At 65.4% G+C, this 16,530-nt stretch carries 17 protein-coding genes; 8 read left to right on the forward strand and 9 right to left on the reverse strand.

Annotation, left to right across the window (positions count from 1 at the left end):
* Nucleotides 1–118: 118 nt before the first annotated feature.
* Nucleotides 119–1,159 carry a gentisate 1,2-dioxygenase gene (gtdA, locus tag RAD15_RS34950; protein WP_458183262.1) on the forward strand — a complete coding sequence of 347 codons (1,041 nt, stop codon included), beginning with the start codon at nucleotides 119–121 and terminating at the stop codon, nucleotides 1,157–1,159.
* Between the two features lie 113 nt (nucleotides 1,160–1,272).
* Here gtdA and RAD15_RS34955 read toward each other — a convergent pair whose 3' ends face one another.
* The 4 genes from RAD15_RS34955 to RAD15_RS34970 all read right to left on the reverse strand — a co-directional run bounded on the left by RAD15_RS34955 (nucleotide 1,273) and on the right by RAD15_RS34970 (nucleotide 5,428).
* Nucleotides 1,273–2,100, reverse strand: coding sequence for an ABC transporter permease (locus tag RAD15_RS34955; protein ID WP_458183263.1), 828 nt, complete (start codon nucleotides 2,098–2,100; stop codon nucleotides 1,273–1,275).
* Nucleotides 2,093–2,866 carry an ABC transporter ATP-binding protein gene (locus RAD15_RS34960; RefSeq protein ID WP_458183264.1) on the reverse strand — a complete coding sequence of 258 codons (774 nt, stop codon included), beginning with the start codon at nucleotides 2,864–2,866 and terminating at the stop codon, nucleotides 2,093–2,095. Before RAD15_RS34960 ends, RAD15_RS34955 begins: the two co-directional genes overlap by 8 nt.
* A 160-nt stretch (nucleotides 2,867–3,026) precedes the next feature.
* Nucleotides 3,027–4,031: an ABC transporter substrate-binding protein gene (locus RAD15_RS34965; protein ID WP_458183265.1), complete on the reverse strand. Its 1,005-nt coding sequence runs from the start codon at nucleotides 4,029–4,031 to the stop codon at nucleotides 3,027–3,029.
* Nucleotides 4,032–4,063: 32 nt separating this feature from the next.
* Nucleotides 4,064–5,428 (reverse strand): FAD-dependent oxidoreductase, encoded by a 1,365-nt coding sequence (locus RAD15_RS34970; protein WP_458183266.1) that lies wholly within the window; start codon nucleotides 5,426–5,428, stop codon nucleotides 4,064–4,066.
* 111 nt (nucleotides 5,429–5,539) lie between these two features.
* Between RAD15_RS34970 and RAD15_RS34975 the strand changes: the two genes are divergently transcribed.
* Together RAD15_RS34975 and RAD15_RS34980 are read left to right on the forward strand one after the other, a co-directional pair.
* Nucleotides 5,540–6,424, forward strand: a complete 885-nt coding sequence (locus tag RAD15_RS34975; protein WP_458183267.1) for a LysR family transcriptional regulator — start codon at nucleotides 5,540–5,542, stop codon at nucleotides 6,422–6,424.
* Between the two features lie 157 nt (nucleotides 6,425–6,581).
* Nucleotides 6,582–6,854, forward strand: a complete 273-nt coding sequence (locus RAD15_RS34980; RefSeq protein ID WP_458183268.1) for a hypothetical protein — start codon at nucleotides 6,582–6,584, stop codon at nucleotides 6,852–6,854.
* Nucleotides 6,855–6,857: 3 nt separating this feature from the next.
* Here RAD15_RS34980 and RAD15_RS34985 read toward each other — a convergent pair whose 3' ends face one another.
* The gene (locus RAD15_RS34985) at nucleotides 6,858–7,661 is read right to left on the reverse strand and encodes an enoyl-CoA hydratase-related protein (RefSeq protein WP_458183269.1); all 804 of its coding nucleotides are present in this window, start codon (nucleotides 7,659–7,661) and stop codon (nucleotides 6,858–6,860) included.
* Between the two features lie 155 nt (nucleotides 7,662–7,816).
* Here RAD15_RS34985 and RAD15_RS34990 point away from each other — a divergent pair, with 155 nt between their 5' ends.
* Complete coding sequence (locus tag RAD15_RS34990; protein WP_458183270.1) at nucleotides 7,817–8,791, forward strand: ketopantoate reductase family protein; 975 nt, start codon at nucleotides 7,817–7,819, stop codon at nucleotides 8,789–8,791.
* Nucleotides 8,792–8,794: 3 nt separating this feature from the next.
* On the opposite strand, the gene RAD15_RS34995 is transcribed toward RAD15_RS34990, so the two are convergent.
* Nucleotides 8,795–9,472, reverse strand: a complete 678-nt coding sequence (locus RAD15_RS34995; RefSeq protein ID WP_458183271.1) for an alpha/beta hydrolase family protein — start codon at nucleotides 9,470–9,472, stop codon at nucleotides 8,795–8,797.
* Between the two features lie 126 nt (nucleotides 9,473–9,598).
* On the opposite strand from RAD15_RS34995, the gene RAD15_RS35000 reads away from it, so the two are divergent.
* Nucleotides 9,599–10,744, forward strand: a complete 1,146-nt coding sequence (locus tag RAD15_RS35000; RefSeq protein WP_458183272.1) for an acyl-CoA dehydrogenase family protein — start codon at nucleotides 9,599–9,601, stop codon at nucleotides 10,742–10,744.
* A gap of 18 nt (nucleotides 10,745–10,762) precedes the next feature.
* Here the strand turns inward: RAD15_RS35000 and RAD15_RS35005 are convergent, their stop codons facing one another.
* Nucleotides 10,763–11,647 carry a LysR substrate-binding domain-containing protein gene (locus RAD15_RS35005; protein ID WP_458183273.1) on the reverse strand — a complete coding sequence of 295 codons (885 nt, stop codon included), beginning with the start codon at nucleotides 11,645–11,647 and terminating at the stop codon, nucleotides 10,763–10,765.
* A 103-nt stretch (nucleotides 11,648–11,750) separates the two neighbouring features.
* Here RAD15_RS35005 and RAD15_RS35010 point away from each other — a divergent pair, with 103 nt between their 5' ends.
* From RAD15_RS35010 to RAD15_RS35020, 3 genes are all read left to right on the forward strand, one after another.
* Nucleotides 11,751–12,179, forward strand: coding sequence for a DoxX family protein (locus RAD15_RS35010; protein ID WP_458183274.1), 429 nt, complete (start codon nucleotides 11,751–11,753; stop codon nucleotides 12,177–12,179).
* 15 nt (nucleotides 12,180–12,194) lie between these two features.
* Entirely contained in the window at nucleotides 12,195–12,656 is a 462-nt protein-coding gene (locus RAD15_RS35015) for a DsrE family protein (RefSeq protein ID WP_458183275.1), read from the forward strand.
* Nucleotides 12,657–12,816: 160 nt separating this feature from the next.
* On the forward strand, nucleotides 12,817–13,245 hold the full coding sequence (locus RAD15_RS35020) for a TlpA family protein disulfide reductase (RefSeq protein WP_458183276.1): 429 nt from the start codon (nucleotides 12,817–12,819) through the stop codon (nucleotides 13,243–13,245).
* 6 nt (nucleotides 13,246–13,251) lie between these two features.
* On the opposite strand, the gene RAD15_RS35025 is transcribed toward RAD15_RS35020, so the two are convergent.
* Both RAD15_RS35025 and RAD15_RS35030 read right to left on the reverse strand, forming a co-directional pair.
* Nucleotides 13,252–14,391, reverse strand: coding sequence for an amidohydrolase/deacetylase family metallohydrolase (locus RAD15_RS35025; protein ID WP_458183277.1), 1,140 nt, complete (start codon nucleotides 14,389–14,391; stop codon nucleotides 13,252–13,254).
* A gap of 99 nt (nucleotides 14,392–14,490) precedes the next feature.
* Nucleotides 14,491–16,506 (reverse strand): SPFH domain-containing protein, encoded by a 2,016-nt coding sequence (locus RAD15_RS35030; RefSeq protein WP_458183278.1) that lies wholly within the window; start codon nucleotides 16,504–16,506, stop codon nucleotides 14,491–14,493.
* Nucleotides 16,507–16,530: the final 24 nt, after the last annotated feature.

Here is a 16,530-nt window from a genome sequence, read left to right on the forward strand (position 1 = left end):
CCTCGAGATTCGATGCTATCGCATCGCTCCGGAATGACGACAACCGATAACCGGCCACGTTGACGCTAGCCAGATCGTCAGTATACTGTCAATCAACAAGACGAACGGGAGCCGCACCATGGAAGCCGTGACCAAGACCCCGGAACGCGAGGCGTTCTACCGGAAGATCGACGGCGAAAACCTCACCGCGCTGTGGACGGTGATGAGCGATTTGATCACGCCGGAGCCGAAGAGCGCCTGCAGGCCTCACCTCTGGAAGTTCGAAATCATCCGCGACTACATGACGGAGGCCGGCAAGCTGATCACCGCCAAGGAAGCCGAGCGGCGAGTGCTGGTGCTGGAGAATCCGGGCCTGCGCGGCCAGTCCAAGATCACGACCTCGCTCTATGCCGGCGTGCAGATGGTGGTGCCCGGCGACGTCGCGCCCGCCCATCGGCACAGCCAGTCGGCGCTGCGCTTCGTGCTCGAAGGCAAGGGCGCCCACACCGCGGTGGACGGCGAACGCACCGCGATGGAGCCCGGCGACTTCATCATCACGCCGTCGATGACCTGGCACGATCATTCCAACGAGACCAGCGAGCCGATGTTCTGGCTCGACGGCCTCGACATCCCGCTGGTGCAGTTCTTCGACTGCTCCTTCGCGGAAGGCTCGAAAGAAGACCAGCAGAAGATCACCAGGCCCGCCGGCGACAGCTTTGCCCGCTACGGCCACAATCTGCTGCCGGTCGACGTGAAGCGCAGTTCGAAGACCTCGCCGATCTTCAGCTATCCCTATGCCTACACCCGCGAGGCGCTGGAAAAGGCCCGGACGAGCCAGGAGTGGGACGCCTGCCACGGGCTGAAGCTGAAGTTCAGCAACCCCGAGACCGGCGATTTCGCGATGCCGACCATCGGCACCTTCATCCAGCTGCTGCCGAAGGGCTTCAAGACCGCGCGCTATCGATCGACCGATGCGACCGTGTTCTGTCCGATCGAAGGCCGTGGCCGCAGCCGGATCGGCGATGCCGTCTTCGAGTGGGGCCCGCGCGATCTGTTCGTGGTGCCGAGCTGGCAATGGGTCACGCATGAGGCCGATGAGGACGCCGTGCTGTTCAGCTTCTCGGATCGGCCCGTGCAGCAGAAGCTGGATCTGTTTCGCGAGGATCGCGGGAACGCGTGAGGGCCTCGCAGGGTGGGCAAAGGCGCAACGCGCCGTGCCCACCATGCGTCCGCAATTGATGAAGATGGTGGGCACGCTTCGCTTTGCCCACCCTACGGCAGCGGTGAATGCGGTTAGCGCCAGTGCAGCAGCCGCGTCTCCAGCCAGCCGATCACCTTCCCTACCACCAGCCCGAACACCGACAGGATCACGACGCCCGCGAGCAGCTGATCGGTCTGCATTAGATTGCCGGCCTGGAGTACGAAGGCGCCGATGCCGTATTGCGCGCCGATCATCTCGGCGCTGACGACGAGCAATAGCGCCACCGACGCGGTGATGCGGAAGCCGGCGAGGATCGCGGGCAGCGCGCCGGGCCAGATCACCTTGCGCACGATGGTGGCAAACGGCACGTTGAAGCTCTGCGCCATGCGGATGAGGTTGCGCGGCACCGCATCGACGCCGCTGTAGACCGAGATCGCGGTCGAGAAGAACACTCCGAGCGCGATGGTCGCGATCTTCGGCTCCTCGCCGATGCCGAGCCAGAGGATCAACAGCGGCAGCAGCGCGATCTTCGGGATCGGGAACAGCGCGGAGATGAAGGTGATGCCGACGCTGCGCGCCAGCCGCGACAGGCCGATGGCAAAGCCGACGGCGACGCCGGCGGCAGTCCCGAGCACCCAGCCGACACCGATGCGCAGCAGCGAGGCGGAGAGATGCTGCCATAGCGCGCCTGACGCCGCGAGCTGGTAGATCGCACGCACGATCGCCGATGGCGCCGGCAGGAACAACGGATTGACAAGACCGGTGCTGCCCGCCGCCTGCCAGACCGCGATGACGAGCGCGAGCGCGATCCAGCCGCCGAAGCGGCTCGACGCGGGCACGAAGCCGGCGCCGCGAAAGCGGACGCGCCGCGTCGCCTCGTCTTTCGCTGCTGTTTCCGGCGCCGGCGCGCGATCAAGCATGCTGCACCTCGCGCTCGGCATCGATGGCCTCGTTGCGGATCAGCGACCAGATCTGGTTCTGCAGCGCGAGCAGCTTTTCCCGCGCCGCCGCCTCGCCGCGTTCGGCGCGCGTCATCGGCACGGTGACCACTTCGCGAATGCGCCCGGGTCGCCGCGACAGCACCACGATGCGGTCGGCCAGCCGTGCAGCTTCTTCGAGATTATGGGTGACATAGACCGCGCCCATGCCGCCGTCGGCAAGCAGGCGGACGAAATCCTCCATCAGGAGCTCACGCGTCTGCGAATCCAATGCCGAGAGCGGCTCGTCCATCAGGAGAATGGCGGGCTTGACCGCGAGCGCACGCGAAATGCCGACGCGCTGGCGCATGCCGCCGGAGAGCTGCTTTGGATAGGTCGTGCGAAAATCGGTCAGGCCCGTGCGGCGCAGGGCGTCGTCGACCAGCGCGCGGCGCTGGGTGGCCGAGAGCTGGGTGTGCAGCAGTGGAAATTCAACGTTCTCCTCCACCGTGGCCCAGGGCAACAGCGCAAAGTCCTGGAACACGAAGGTCAGCGGATTGAGGCTATCCGCCGGCGGCGCGCCGCGCAGCTCGGGTGCGCCCGAGGTCGGCTGCAGCAGCCCGCCGAGGATCGACAGCAACGTGCTTTTGCCGCAGCCCGAAGGCCCCACGATCGCCACCACCTCGCCGGCACTCAGGGTGAAGGAGACGTCGTCGAGCACGGCGAGATCGCCGAAGCGATGGGAGATGTGGTTGGCGATCAGGTCCATGCCACGGCCTCAGTGTCGTCCCGGCCTAGTGCGCAATGCGCACGGGGGTCGGGACCCATAACCACCGAATTGAATTTGGCGAGGACAGGCAATGATCATTTTGCGTCACAACTCCCATTCGGCGTATGGGTCCCCGCTTTCGCCGGGACGACATCGAGCATCAATCGGCCTTCACATAATCCTTGGCGATGATCGCATTCGCATCAAAGCCTTTGTCCGCGAAACCTTGCTCCTGGAGCCATTTGATCTGGTTGTCGACGTTCTTCACGTCGAGCTTGCCGTCGGGATCGATATAGGCGCAGTTGCCGACCACCTGCTCGACGGGCAGATTGGTGTACTTGGCGATGATCTCCAGCAGCGGCTTTGTCTGCTCGTTGATCGGCGCCACGCCGTCCTTCATCGCGGCGAGGATCACGTCGTGATATTCGCGGTCGGCTTTCGCGAGCACGCCGAGGAATTTCGTCACCAGCGCCTTGTTGGTCAGCGTCTTCGGCGAGGCGAACACCGCGCCCAGCTGCCATGGCGTCTCGTCACCGACCCAGCCCAGAAACTTCGCGCCGCCCTCGTCCATCAGTTTTCGCGCGGTGGAGATGGGAAGAAGCGCCGCATCGACGGTCTCGCCCTTGAGGGCTGCAGCCGCGTTCGACAGCGATTGCAGCGGCACGATCTTCACGTCCGCGAGCTTGAAGCCGTATTTGTCGGCGAGCAGGCCGAGCGAATAGTGAAAGGAGGAGCCGACCTGCGTCATCGCCACGCGCTTGCCCGCGAGATCCCTCGGCGTCTTCAGGCCGGCCGCGTAAGCGCTGTTGCTGGCGAAATAGCCGATCAGGGGATAGCCGGCCTTCTCGCGGCTCATGCCGCCGATCACCTTCAGCACGCCCTTGCCGGCGAGATTGTAGAGACCCGCGGTGAAGGCGGTGACGCCGAAATCGACGTCGCCCGAGGTGGTGGCGACCGCGATCGGCTGTGCTGCATCGAAGAACTTCAGCTCGACATCGAGACCGGCCTCGCGGAAATAACCCTTGTCCTGCGCGATGAAGACCGGCGCGGAGGATGACAGGCGGAGCACGCCGATCCTGGCCTTCAGCGCGTCCTCGGCCTGCGCCGTGCCCATCGCCATGATCGCCAACAGGCCAGCAGCTGCGAGCCGTGCAATTCCGATCATCCCGTTTCCTCTCGTGGTTGTCTTGCAGTCCGTCAGAGGCCCTCAGGCACCACCTGGTCCCGCCCGATGAAGGCGCCCTGTTGTTTCAACGTTTCCTGCAATTTTTCAATGGGGATTTCGCGTGGAATCCGGTTTCCGGCAAGCGCCAGCGCGGCGGCGGAACCGGCGGCCTCGCCCATCACGAAACAGGCCCCGGAGACCCGCGCCGCCGACTGGCCCTCATGGGTCATCGAGGCACAGCGGCCGGCGACCAGCAGATTGTCGACGCCTTCCGCCACCAGCATCCGGTAAGGCAGCTCGTTATAACCACGCGATTCCGGGATCGGCGGGAAGGTGAAGACGACATCGCCGGAAACATGGGCCTCGATCGGCCAGCCATTGACGCCGATGGAGTCCTCGAACGAGGCGCAGCCGAGCACGTCCTCGCCGCTGAGCTGGTAGCCGCCCCTGATGCGGCGGGTCTCGCGGATGCCGAGCTGCGGCGGCAGGTCGACGATGTAGGACTTTTCGAAGCCCGGCACGGTGCGCAGGAATTCAAAGGCGGCGAGCGCCTGCTTGCGGCCTTCGATCTCGCCGCGGGTGAGGTCATCGGGCTCGACGCCGTTGATGGCATGGCCGTCCTCACGCGCCACTTGGGTGAAATTCACCCGCCATTCGATGCCGGATTTTTGCGGCCGCACGATCGCGCTCTTGCGCGGGAATGTGTGGGTGCCGGCGGCGACCGCCTTTTCCATCAATTGCGGAATGGTGCGCCAGGCATCGCCGGCCTTGTCAGGATCGATGCCGTTGAGGCGCAGCATCATCGAGGGATACATCGGATGGCCATGCTCATCGCCGATCTCGAACGGCGCGCCGGCCCAGACCGCGAGGTCACCGTCGCCGGAGCAGTCGATGAAGATCTCCGAGCGCACCGCCTGACGGCCCGCCTTGGTCTCGACCATCAGCGCGTCGATGCGGCGGTCGTCCCCCATCACCACGCCGGCGCCGAGCGCGTGGAAGAGCATGTGCACCTTGTGGCTTGCGAGCAGTTGATCGGCCGCGATCTTGTAGGCCGCCGTGTCGTAGGCCTGCGCAAACACCTTGCCGAGGATCAGGTGCGGCGTGTTCAGGCCGTTGAGCAGGTCGATCCGTGCCAGCAGCTCGGACGCCATGCCTTGCACCAGCCGGTGGGCCTGGCCGTAGACATTGCCATGCAGGCCGCAAAAGTTGGTGACGCCGGCCGCGGTGCCCATGCCGCCGAGGAAGCCGTAGCGCTCGATCAGCAGCGTTTTGCGCCCGGCGCGCGCGGCTGAGGCCGCAGCGACGATGCCGGCCGGCCCGCCGCCGAGCACGACGACTTCATATTCGCCATAGAGCGGCACCTGACGTGCCGGTTCTTCGATCGTCGTGGCCCGCATCGCGCGTTCCTTCCCAAAATTCCTTGCTTGGGTGCGACTATGAATTAACGCGCATGAAGCTACAATCCACCAAAATATACGATCAGCTTTCTCGAATCGCGAAAGGTCGACATGGACATCCTCGTGAACCTCCAGGCCTTCCTCGCCACCGCCGATGCGGCCGGCTTCTCGGCCGCCGCGCGAAAGCTCGGCGTCTCGACCTCGGTTGTGGCAAAACGCGTCACGCAGCTGGAGGCGCGGATCGGCACGCCGCTGTTTCACCGCTCGACCCGGCAATTGCGGCTGACCGAAGCCGGCCAGCGCTACGTGCATCGCGCGCGCGGCGTCGTGAGCGACGCCACCGACCTGCTCTCCCGCATGGGCGAGAAGGGCCACGATCTCGTCGATCACCTCCGCATCAAGGCGCCGACCTCGCTGACGGTGGCGCGGCTCGCCGACGCCTTCAGCGCATTCCAGACCCAGAACCCGCGGCTGAAGCTCGATATCGTGCTGATCGATCGCCCGGTCGATCCGGTCACCGAAGGGTTTGACATCGCCATCGGCGCCTTTCCGCATTCCTTCGGCGGCGTGGTGGACGAGCCGCTGTGTCCGCTGAAGCGGCTGCTCTGCGCCTCGCCCACTTATTTGAAGAAGCACGGCGCGCCAAAGCATCCGCGCGACCTCGTCGAGCATCGTTGCCTCAGCTTCATGCCGACCGGCCCCGAATGGGTCTTCGACGGACCGCGCGGCCGCATCAGCATCCAGGTCAGCCCGCTGCTCTCCTCCAACGAAGGACACGTGCTGGCGCGCAGTGCCATCGCCGGCAACGGCATCACGCTGATCTCGCATTATCTCGTGGCTGACGCCTTGCGCGACGGCACGCTGAAGCCGGTGCTGCGCGACTTTCCGATTCCGGAATTGTGGGTCAAGGCCGCGATCCCCGAACGGCGGCGCAATGCTGCGGCAGTGCAGGCGCTGCTGACGTTGCTGAAAACGTCGCTCGCGCCGTCGCTGTAGGCATGGTCGCGCACCCGGTGGCCGTAGCCCGCATGAGCGAAGCGACATGCGGGACCTTTCGCGGCATTCCCGGATATCGCTTCGCTCATCCGGGCTACACACTATCGTCGTAAGTTAGCGATTGCCCTCGATCAACGGACCTGAGAGAAGGGGCGCCATGAATTCGACAGTGCTGAAATTCGCCCTGCCCGCCCTGATCGTTCTCGCGATCTCCGCCACTCCCGCGGCGGCCGTGGAGCAGAACTGCCGCTTCATCCAGGCCAAGCCCGATCGCGAGGCCTGCTACAAGCGCCAGGAGGACGAGATGGCGGCGAAGCGCAAGCCCGTTGCACCAGCCAACGACGGCCAGACGCTCGAAACGCTGCGCCAGATGCGGCAGGACGACGACGCTGTCTATCGCAGCATCAACAACATCTGCCGCGGCTGCTGACGTTCAGCCTTTCCCGCCACCCCACTTCGCCGCCCGCTTCTCCGCAAACGACGCCAGCCCTTCGGCTGCCTCCGCGCTCTGGCGCTTGAGCGAATGCAGCTGCACGAGCCGCTTGTAGGCGGCATCGTCCACGGCCATTCCGCCGAACGAGCTCTCCAGCGCGAGCCGCTTGGTTTCGGCCATCGCCTCCGGACCGTTGGCGAGCAGTTGCTCGACCACCTTGCTGCCGGCGGCTTCGAGATCGGCCAGCGGCACCACCTCGTGGACGAGGCCGATGCGGCGGGCGTCCTCGGCGCCGAAGCGCTCGCCGGTGAGCGCGTAGCGGCGCACTTGGCGCACGCCGATAGCGTCGCAAAGCTGCGGGATGATGATCGCGGCGGTCAGGCCCCAGCGCACCTCGGTGATGGAGAACAGGGCGTTGTCGGCGGCAATCACGACGTCGCAGGCCGCGATCACGCCGGTGCCGCCGCCGAAGCAGCCGCCCTGCACCAACGCGACCGTCGGGATCGGCAGCGTGTTGAGCCGCTGCACGGCTTCGAAAGTCGCCCGGGACGCCGCCTCGTTCGCCTCGGCCGATTGCGGCCGCACGCCGTTGATCCATTTCAGGTCGGCGCCGGCCTGGAAATGCTTGCCGTTGCCCTTGAGCACGACGACGCGCAGATTGGGCTTCTTGCCGAGATCGTCCATGGCCGCGAGCACACCTGATATCAGCGCGCCGTCATAGGCGTTGTTGACCTCGGGCCGGTTCAACGTGACGGTCGCAACCCCACGCTCATCAAGGGTCCACAGGACGGGGCTGGCGGTCATCGGCGATCCTCCGGTCGTTTGTTTGGCGCGCACTATGACCGAGGCCGTGCATTCCGATCCATATCTTTCCGGCGTAGGGCGGCCGCGTCCATCGCATGGCGGCTTGTGTCATGCTGGCGCCGGGCGACAGTTCGGGATCAGGGACGGGACATCACATGCGGATCTGCATTTTCGGCGCGGGCGCCGTCGGCAGCCACCTTGCGGTCCGGCTGGCACGCGCCGGCCACGAGGTCAGTTGCGTGATGCGGGGCGCGCATCTGGAGGCGGTGCGGGCGGGTGGCCTGAAGCTGCGGGTCGGCGATTCCGAGGTCAGCGCCAAGGTGAACGCCTCAGGCGACCCGGCCCAGCTCGGTCCGCAGGACGTCGTGATCTCCACGCTGAAGGCCACTGCGCTCACGGGACTGGTGTCCAGCATCAAGCCGCTGCTGCAAGAGGACACCGCCATCGTGTTCGCGCAGAACGGCATTCCCTGGTGGTACGGCATCGGCCTGCCGCCCCGGCATCCGACACCGCCGGATATTTCCTTCCTCGATCCGGGCGGCCGCCTGCGCGCCTGCATCCCCAAGGAGCGGATCATCGGCGGCGTCATCTTCTCCTCCAACGAGGTGACCGCGCCCGGCGTCGTGCAGAACCTCACGCCGGACCGCAACCGGCTTTTGATCGGCGAATGCGACGATCGCAATTGCGAGCGCATCACGAAACTCCGCGGCGCGTTCAACGACGCGCGGCTGGAATCACCGCCGGTGGCCGAGATCCGCGAGGCAATCTGGTCAAAGCTGCTGACCAACATGTCGCTGTCGGTGCTGTGCCTGCTCACCGGCCAGACTGCGCGCGGGGTGCGCGACGACCCCGCTTTCGCCGAACTCATTCCGCGCATGCTGAACGAGGCCAACGATATCGCCCAGCACTTCATTCCCGAGGTCAAGCGCGTCACCCGCAGCGGCCCCGCCCCCAACCACAAGCCGTCGCTGCTGCAGGATTACGAGCTCGGCCGCGCCATGGAGATCGACGTGCTGGTGAGGGCGCCCGCCGCCTTCGCGCGCACCGCCGGCCTGTCGACACCGACGCTCGACCTGATCGCGGCACTGGCGATCCAGAAGGCACGCGACAAGGGGCTCTATTCAGCCTGAGCCTCAGGCGAGCGTATCGATCCAGGCCGCGAGCGTATCGAGCACCTCGGTGAGCGCCTCGTCATTGGTCCGGCCCGTCTTCTTCAACACCGCGAAAGAGTGGTCGCCGCCTGCGACCTCATGCAGCGTCGCCTTCGCCCCGAGCTTCTCGACGACAGGCTTGAGGTGGCTCAGGTCGGCAAGCCCGTCGCGCGTTCCCTGCAGGAACAGCATCGGGATCGCGATGCCCGTGAGGTGATCGGCGCGCTCGGACGACGGCTTCTTGTCGGCATGCAGGGGAAAGCCGAGGAATGCGAGGCCTTTGACGCCAGGCAGCGGGGCCTTGGACTGCGCCTGCGAGGTCATGCGCCCGCCGAACGATTTTCCGCCCGCGACGAGCTTCAATCCGGGGCATAGCCGCGCCGCCTCCTCGACCGCCGCGCGAATCGCCGCGTGCGCGACCGCCGGTTGGTCGGGGCGCCCGTGTTTCTTTTCCATGTAGAGAAAATTGAAGCGGAACGTCGCAATGCCGCGCTCGCTGAGGCCGGCCGCGACCTTCTCCATGAAGGCATGCCGCATGTCCGCACCCGCGCCGTGCGCGAGGACGTAGCAGGCGCGTGCATCGGCCGGCTGCGTCAGGATCGCGGAGACCGTGCCGATACGCTCGATGTCGAGCTTGAGCTCTTGAGTTTTGGTCGCCACAATCAGCCATCCCGACAGACGCTGTTACGGCCGCCTTGGTAGCGTCACCGGCGCAGCCTGAAAACACAATAATTGCCGCCGCGCCCTGGCTTACCAAGCCGGAACGCCGCATCAACCGAGGTGACCATGTCCTATCGCTCCTCCTGGATGACCGAAGAGCTCGACGTCTTCCGCGACCAGTTCCGGAAATATCTTGCCAAGGACCTGGCGCCGCATGCCGAGAAATGGCGCGAGCAGAAAATGGTCGACCGCTTCGCCTGGCGCGGGCTCGGCGAGATGGGCGCGCTGCTGGCGAGCGTGCCGGAGGAATATGGCGGCCTCGGTGCCAACTTCGCCTATGACGCCGCCGTGCTGGACGACCTCGAAAGCACGGTGCCGGAGCTGACCACCGGCGTCTCCGTGCACAGCGCCATCGTGGCGCACTACATCCTCAATTACGGCTCGGAGGAGCAGAAGAAGCGCTGGCTGCCGAAGATGGCCTCGGGCGAGATGGTCGGCGCCATCGCCATGACCGAGCCCGGCACCGGCTCGGACCTCCAGGCCGTCAAGACCACCGCCAAGAAGCAGGGCAATTCCTACGTCATCAACGGCCAGAAGACGTTCATCACCAACGGCCAGGCCGCCGATCTCGTCATCGTGGTCGCGCGCACCGGCGAAGCCGGTGCGAAGGGCATTTCGCTGATCGTGGTCGAGACCGCGGGTGCGGACGGCTACAAGCGCGGCCGCAACCTCGACAAGATCGGCCTGCACGCCTCCGACACGTCGGAACTGTTCTTCGACAACGTGACCGTGCCGCCTGAGAATTTGCTCGGCAAGGAGGAAGGCCAGGGTTTTGTCCAGCTGATGCAGCAATTGCCGCAGGAGCGCCTCGCGCTCGCGGTCGGCGCCGTCGCCGCGATGGAGCGCGCCGTCAAGCTCACCACCGACTACACCAAGGAGCGCAAAGCCTTCGGCAAGCCGCTGATGGATTTCCAGAACACCGCCTTCAAGCTCGCCGAGCGCAAGACCGAGGCGATGATCGCGCGCGTCTTCGTTGACTGGTGCATCGAGCGGCTGGTCGCCAAAGATCTCGACACCGTCACGGCATCGATGGCGAAATATTGGTGCTCGGAGAAGCAGGTCGAGACCGCCGACGAATGCCTGCAGCTGTTCGGCGGCTACGGCTACATGCAGGAGTACCCGATCTCGCGCATCTTCATCGATGCCCGCATCCAGAAGATCTATGGCGGCACCAACGAGATCATGAAACTGCTGATCGCCAGATCCTTATGATCAGCTCGTTGTAGCTGGTCACTTCATCCGCTTGTCGGCGGCGATGAAGTCGATGAAGGTCCTGACCTTCGCGGAGAGATATTTGCGGCTCGGATAGACCGCGAACAGCTTTCCGACGAACATGATATGCCCCGGCAGGACGTGCTCGAGACGGCCGGCGGCAATGTCGTCCGCGACCAGCCATTTGGGCAGGAACGCGAGGCCCATGCCTTCGATCGCGGCCATGTGCAGCAGCGTTTCGTTGCCGCTGCGCAAGACCGGATTGAGCTTGATTGTCTCGGTACCGCGCTCACCCGTGTAGGAAAAGGTCTCGCCGGGATAGAGCGCGTAGTGCAACACGGGGACGCCGGCGAGATCGGCGAAATTCGCCGGGCGGCCCGCGCGTTTGAGGAAGGCGGGAGCGGCCACCATGTAGAACGGGACGCCCGTGATGGGACGCGCGATCAACGCCTCGTCGGGCGTGCCGGTCGCGCGCAGGGCAAGGTCGAATCCCTCCTCGACCAGATTGACCAGCCGCCCGCTGAGATCGATGTCGAGCCGCACCTCCGGATAGCGCGCCTGGTAATCCGCCAGCACGCCCGCGAAGATCGTGTTCGCCATCCACACCGGCGCGGTCAGCCGCAGCGTGCCGCGCGGAACGACGGTGGCCTTGCTGACGGCGGCTTCGACCTCGTCGAGCGAATCCAGCATCTGCCGCGCCTGCTCGAAATACAGCGCGCCGCTTTCGCTCAGGCTGACGCGCCGGCTGGTCCGGTTGAGCAGCCGCGTGCCGAGCCGCTTCTCGAGCTGCATCACGTGCTTGCTCGCCATGGCAGGCGAGATGCGCAGGCGCTGCGCCGCGGTCGCAAAGCTCTTCAGCTCGGCGACCAGGCAGAACACCCTCATGCTGACCAGGGAATCCATGAGATCATCAATATCCAGGAAAGGAACCAATCCTGAATGGGATAATGATCAAAAATGGAGAAACTATCAAATGGTGGCAACCCTCACACTCTGGAGAACCACCATGTCCACCACCACCCTTGAGACCGCCGCCCCGGGCCGGGCCCTCCGCATCGGCCTCTGGGCCGCGCAGGTCCTCGTCGCCTTCGTCTTCATCTCGGCCGGACTGTACAAGCTGCTGACCCCCATTCCCCAGCTTGCCGCGGCGATGCCCTGGGCCGGCCAGTATTCCGAAACCTTCGTTCGCGCCATCGCGCTGGTCGATCTCGCCGGCGGGATCGGCATTCTCCTCCCGGCGCTGACGCGGATCCTGCCGCGGCTGACGGTGCTGGCCGCGCTCGGCTGCGCGGTGCTGCAGGTGTTTGCGCTGGTCTTCCACATCTCGCGCGGCGAGGCCGCGGTGACGCCGCTCAACATCGTCCTGCTGGCGCTCGCCCTGTTCGTGCTGTGGGGACGCAACAGCAAGGCGACGATCACGCCGCGGCAGATCTGACCGGCCGCCGCAGCCATGATCTCTGACAAAGGATGGTCCCGCAGGGGCCTGCTCGCCGGCGCTGCGATCCTCACGGCCGGCGGCTCCGCCGCCGCCAAGGAGGATCGCCTTACTGATGGCGTCGTGATCCTGATCGACAGCAACGAGCCCTACGTCATGGGCCACGCCATCAGCTACTCGGCCAATCTCGCAAAGCACTTCGCCGACAAGGGCGCGAAGTTGCTGATCGAGGTCGTCGCCAACGGCAAGGGCATCGACGTCTTCCGGGCGGACAGGACGCCGCTGGTCGAGCCGCTCGCGACGCTGCGGCAGTCGCTGCCGAACCTCACCTACAGCATGTGCGCCTCGTCCAAGGTGATCGCGGAAGCCAAGGAGCAGATCTCGATCCCGTTGATAGCAGGCGCGAACCTCGTTCCCTTCGGCATCGGACGCGTGGTCGACCTGCAATTGAAGGGCTGGGCCTATATCCATCCGTAAGGCGGCTCGCGAAGGCGACGCAAGGCTGTCGCGCCGATCAATCCTGATCGCCGCGCCGGCGCTTCTTGCTTCCCTGCGTGCGGCCCGCGCGCAGGACAGCTGGCCGCCGCCGTTCGAGGCCGGGCGCAGCCAGTTCACGGTGGTGCGGCCGCGCGCATTGATGCCACAGCTCAGGCTTCAGGACGTGCACGGCCGGGAGGCGATCGTGACGGCGAAGCCGGGCCGCATCACATTGGTGAACTTCTGGGCGACGTGGTGCGCAGCCTGCAAACTCGATCTGCCCATGCTCGCAAGCCTTGCAGGATCGCGGCCCGACCGGCTCGACATTGTCGCGATCTGCACGGACACCAGGGACCTGCGCAAGATCCGCACATTTCTCGGCGGCCTCGCCGTGCCGAATCTCGCCTGCTATGTCGATGCCTATGGCGCGGCGGCGAAGGCATCCACCGAGATGTTCTCGATCCTCGGCATGCCCATCACCTATCTGGTCGGAACGGGCGGGCGCCTCGACGGCTACATCGCCGGCGCGCCCGACTGGCTTTCGCCGGCGGGCGCGCGCTTGCTGCAATTCTATCGCGAGCAGGCTTAGCGCCGCTCAATTCGGATGCCACCAGCGGCCGCCGATGACGACGCCTTCGGAGACGATCTTGCGATCCCCGATCAGGTGCTCGCCGACGACGTCCTCATAGTCGAACTGGCCTTGTTTGACCGAGATCAGCGTGGCATCGCCGACGCAGCCCGGCTTGAGGCTGCCGAGCTCGGGGCGCCGCAATGCCATCGCGGCGTTCACCGTCGAGGCCGCGACGACGTCGGAGAGCTCCATGCCCATGCACAGGAACTTCGACATGGTCGTCACCTGGTCGAAGGCGGGACCGTCGATGCAGAGCTGGTGGATGTCGGAGGAGATGGTGTCCGGATAGAAGCCGTTGGCGAGCATGGCGCGCGCGGTCTTGAACGCGAACGAGCCCTTGCCGTGGCCGATGTCGAACAGCACGCCGCGCTCGCGCGCGTCCAGCACCGCCTTCTTCACCGTGCCCTGCGCGGTCGCCGGCGTGTTCGGGAAGGGGCGGAACGCGTGGGTCAGCACGTCGCCGGGACGCAGGCGCGCCAGCACCTCCTCATAGCTCGGCGGCGGATGGTCGATATGCGCCATCAGCGGCATGCCGACCTCGTTCGCGACCTCGAGCGCGATGTCGAGCGGCACGACCCCCGAGGTGCCCGAGGAATGCAAGCCCACGCGCACCTTGATGCCGACGATGAGATCGCGGTTGGCATCGGCCACCTGGGCCGCCTCGATCGGATTCATCAGCCGCAACTCCTCGCTCTCGCCGACCATGATCCGGTGCGAGAAGCCGAAGATGCCGGCATGCGAGACGTGCAGATAGGCGAGGATGCGGACCTGGCTCGGCTCGATCACATGCTTGCGGAAGCCGGCGAAATTGCCGGGCCCCGCGCTGCCGGTGTCCACCGCCGTGGTGACGCCGGAGAGGCGGCAGAATTCCTCGGCGTCGATGCCGAGCGAGGTGCCGCCCCAATAGACATGGGTGTGGAGATCGATCAGCCCCGGCGTCACGATGAAGCGGGAAACGTCGCGCACATCGGTGCCCGGATCCGCCTTGAGCCCAGTGCCGATCGCAGCGACCTTGCCACCCGAAAATGCGACATCCGTCACGGCATCGAGCTTCTGAGAGGGGTCAACGACCCTTCCGCCGCGCAGGATCAAGTCAAAAGGCATCATGGTCTCCGGGTGTAGCAAGGACGGGCATGGACCGGGCTGAAAGGCGCGCTTCCAGCCCGGTCGTTTCTGTTAGCAATTTTCGCGCCGATCAAGCAATCAGCGGGCATCCTGTCCGTTCGGCTTGCGGGCCGCCTTCGGCGCCTCGTCCTTCAGCCGCTCCAGGGCATCAGGCATCATGCGGCCGAACATCGAGCTCAGCATCGCGGTCGGGATCAGGCCCGCATTGCTGCCCTCCTGGCCCTGCCCGCCGGACATCAGGAATTGCGGCACCAACGGCTGGTTGATCTTGGTGAGCGCCTCCGCGAATTTCGCGAAGTTCTGCTCGGCCAGCCTGAATTCCGGTCCGCCATAGGCATCGACCGAGAGCTTTGTCGCCTGGGCGTTGGCGGTGCCCACGGCCAGCACGCGATCGGCTTCGCCCTGGCCTTCGAGCCGGGACTGCTGACCGACCGCGGCCGCCGTCACCTTGCGGGTCTCGGCGTCCTTCTGTGCACGGGCGAGCGCGGCGGCGCCCTCGTTCTCGTTCACCTTGATCTGGATGAGCGACTGCGTCAGCGCAGATTGTGCCGCCGCCGTCGCCTTGGCCTCGTTCAGCGCGCGTTCCTGCACCGCGGCCTTCTCCTGCTCCTGATAGGTCTCGATCTGCTCGCGTGCGATCTGGCGCGAGCGGAGCTGGATCAGGATGTTCTCGATCGTGTGGTCGCCGCTCGCCGCGCGCGGCGTGCCGATCAGGACCTCCTGGAGGTCGAGCGAGTAGCTCTCGAACTTCGCCTTCATCTGCGCCGCGGATTCCTCCTGGACCTGCGCCCTGTTCTGGAGCAGCTCGATCAAGGTCATCTTCTGCGCGATGTTCTTGAAGAACGCGCTGACCATCGGATCGAGCGTCTGCTCGACCAGCTTCTTCACGTCGCCGAAGCGCTGGATGATCATCGGCGCCTTCTTGTAGTCGATATGCATCACCACCGAGAGCGGCAGCGTCGGCTCGAACGCGTCCCTGGTGATCAGCGAGATCTCCGAGAGGTTCTCGTCCAGCTTCATCGCGCCGACCTCGCCGCGCACCCATTTCAGGATGAAGTTGACGGTCGGGATGATCTCGATCTTGCCGGCATAGGTGTTGAAGGCGTATTTGCCGGGCAGCAGCGGATCCTTCCAGACGCCGCGGCCGCCGTTCACCACGAGCTCGCCGTGGCGGTACTGCTCGCCCGACACGTCGTCGCTGTGCGGACCGGTGTAGAAGATGACGACGCCGACATTGCCGACCGGGATCACCGTCTTCGGCACCGCCTCGACCGTCGCGAACAGACGATTGATGTACCAGGTGCCCTCGACGATGACCTGGAGCTGCCGGCCGCGATAGCCACCGGCGGCCAGGAATTTCTCGGGCTCCTGGAAATTGTTGTGAAAGATATCATCCTCGCGCAGGTCGGTGCCGACCTCCGGCGCGATGATCTCGCCTGATGGCAGCGACGGGCCGTCATGCACGGTGACGACGCCGACCAGATCGTGGTCGGCCGCGAGCACGACGGGCGCAAAACCCCAGCGCTCGGCGATGGTGAGCTGCATGGCGTCGAGCACGCCGCGTTCCTGCTCGCTCAAGGCGTGGCCGTAGACGCGATCGTCGGTGATGATCGCGAACTGCGTCGTGTTGATCGCGTAAGTGCCTTCACGCAGGATCTTCCGTTGCGGCCCCTTCTGCCCGCCGCCGAGCAGGAAGCGTCGCGCGTCCTGGAAGTCCGACCTGTCCTCGCTGTCGTTGGCACCGAGCACCTGTGAGGCGCCAAGCGGCGCGCCGTCGCGCGCGAACACATAGGCGATCTTGCCCTGTCCGACCGTGACCAGATCCGATTTATGAATCCGGTACATGAACGGAAAGAACACGTGCAGGCCGCCGCGCAGCACTTCAGGCTCGTAACCGGCTTCACCGTTCAGCGCGATGAAGCCGCCGTCGATCGATCCGGTCGTCGACCATAGCTTCTCGACGATGCCGACCTGGTTGTTCGGAATGTAACGAAAGATATTGGCGAGGCGCAGCACGATCACGAACGCGAGCGCTACCGCGGCCCACAGCGCCGGCTGGATCAGCCAGGCGCCATTGAAACCATTGAGGTCCATAGCTCATCTCCACAATTCGCAACT

This window comes from Bradyrhizobium sp. 14AA, assembly GCF_054185205.1.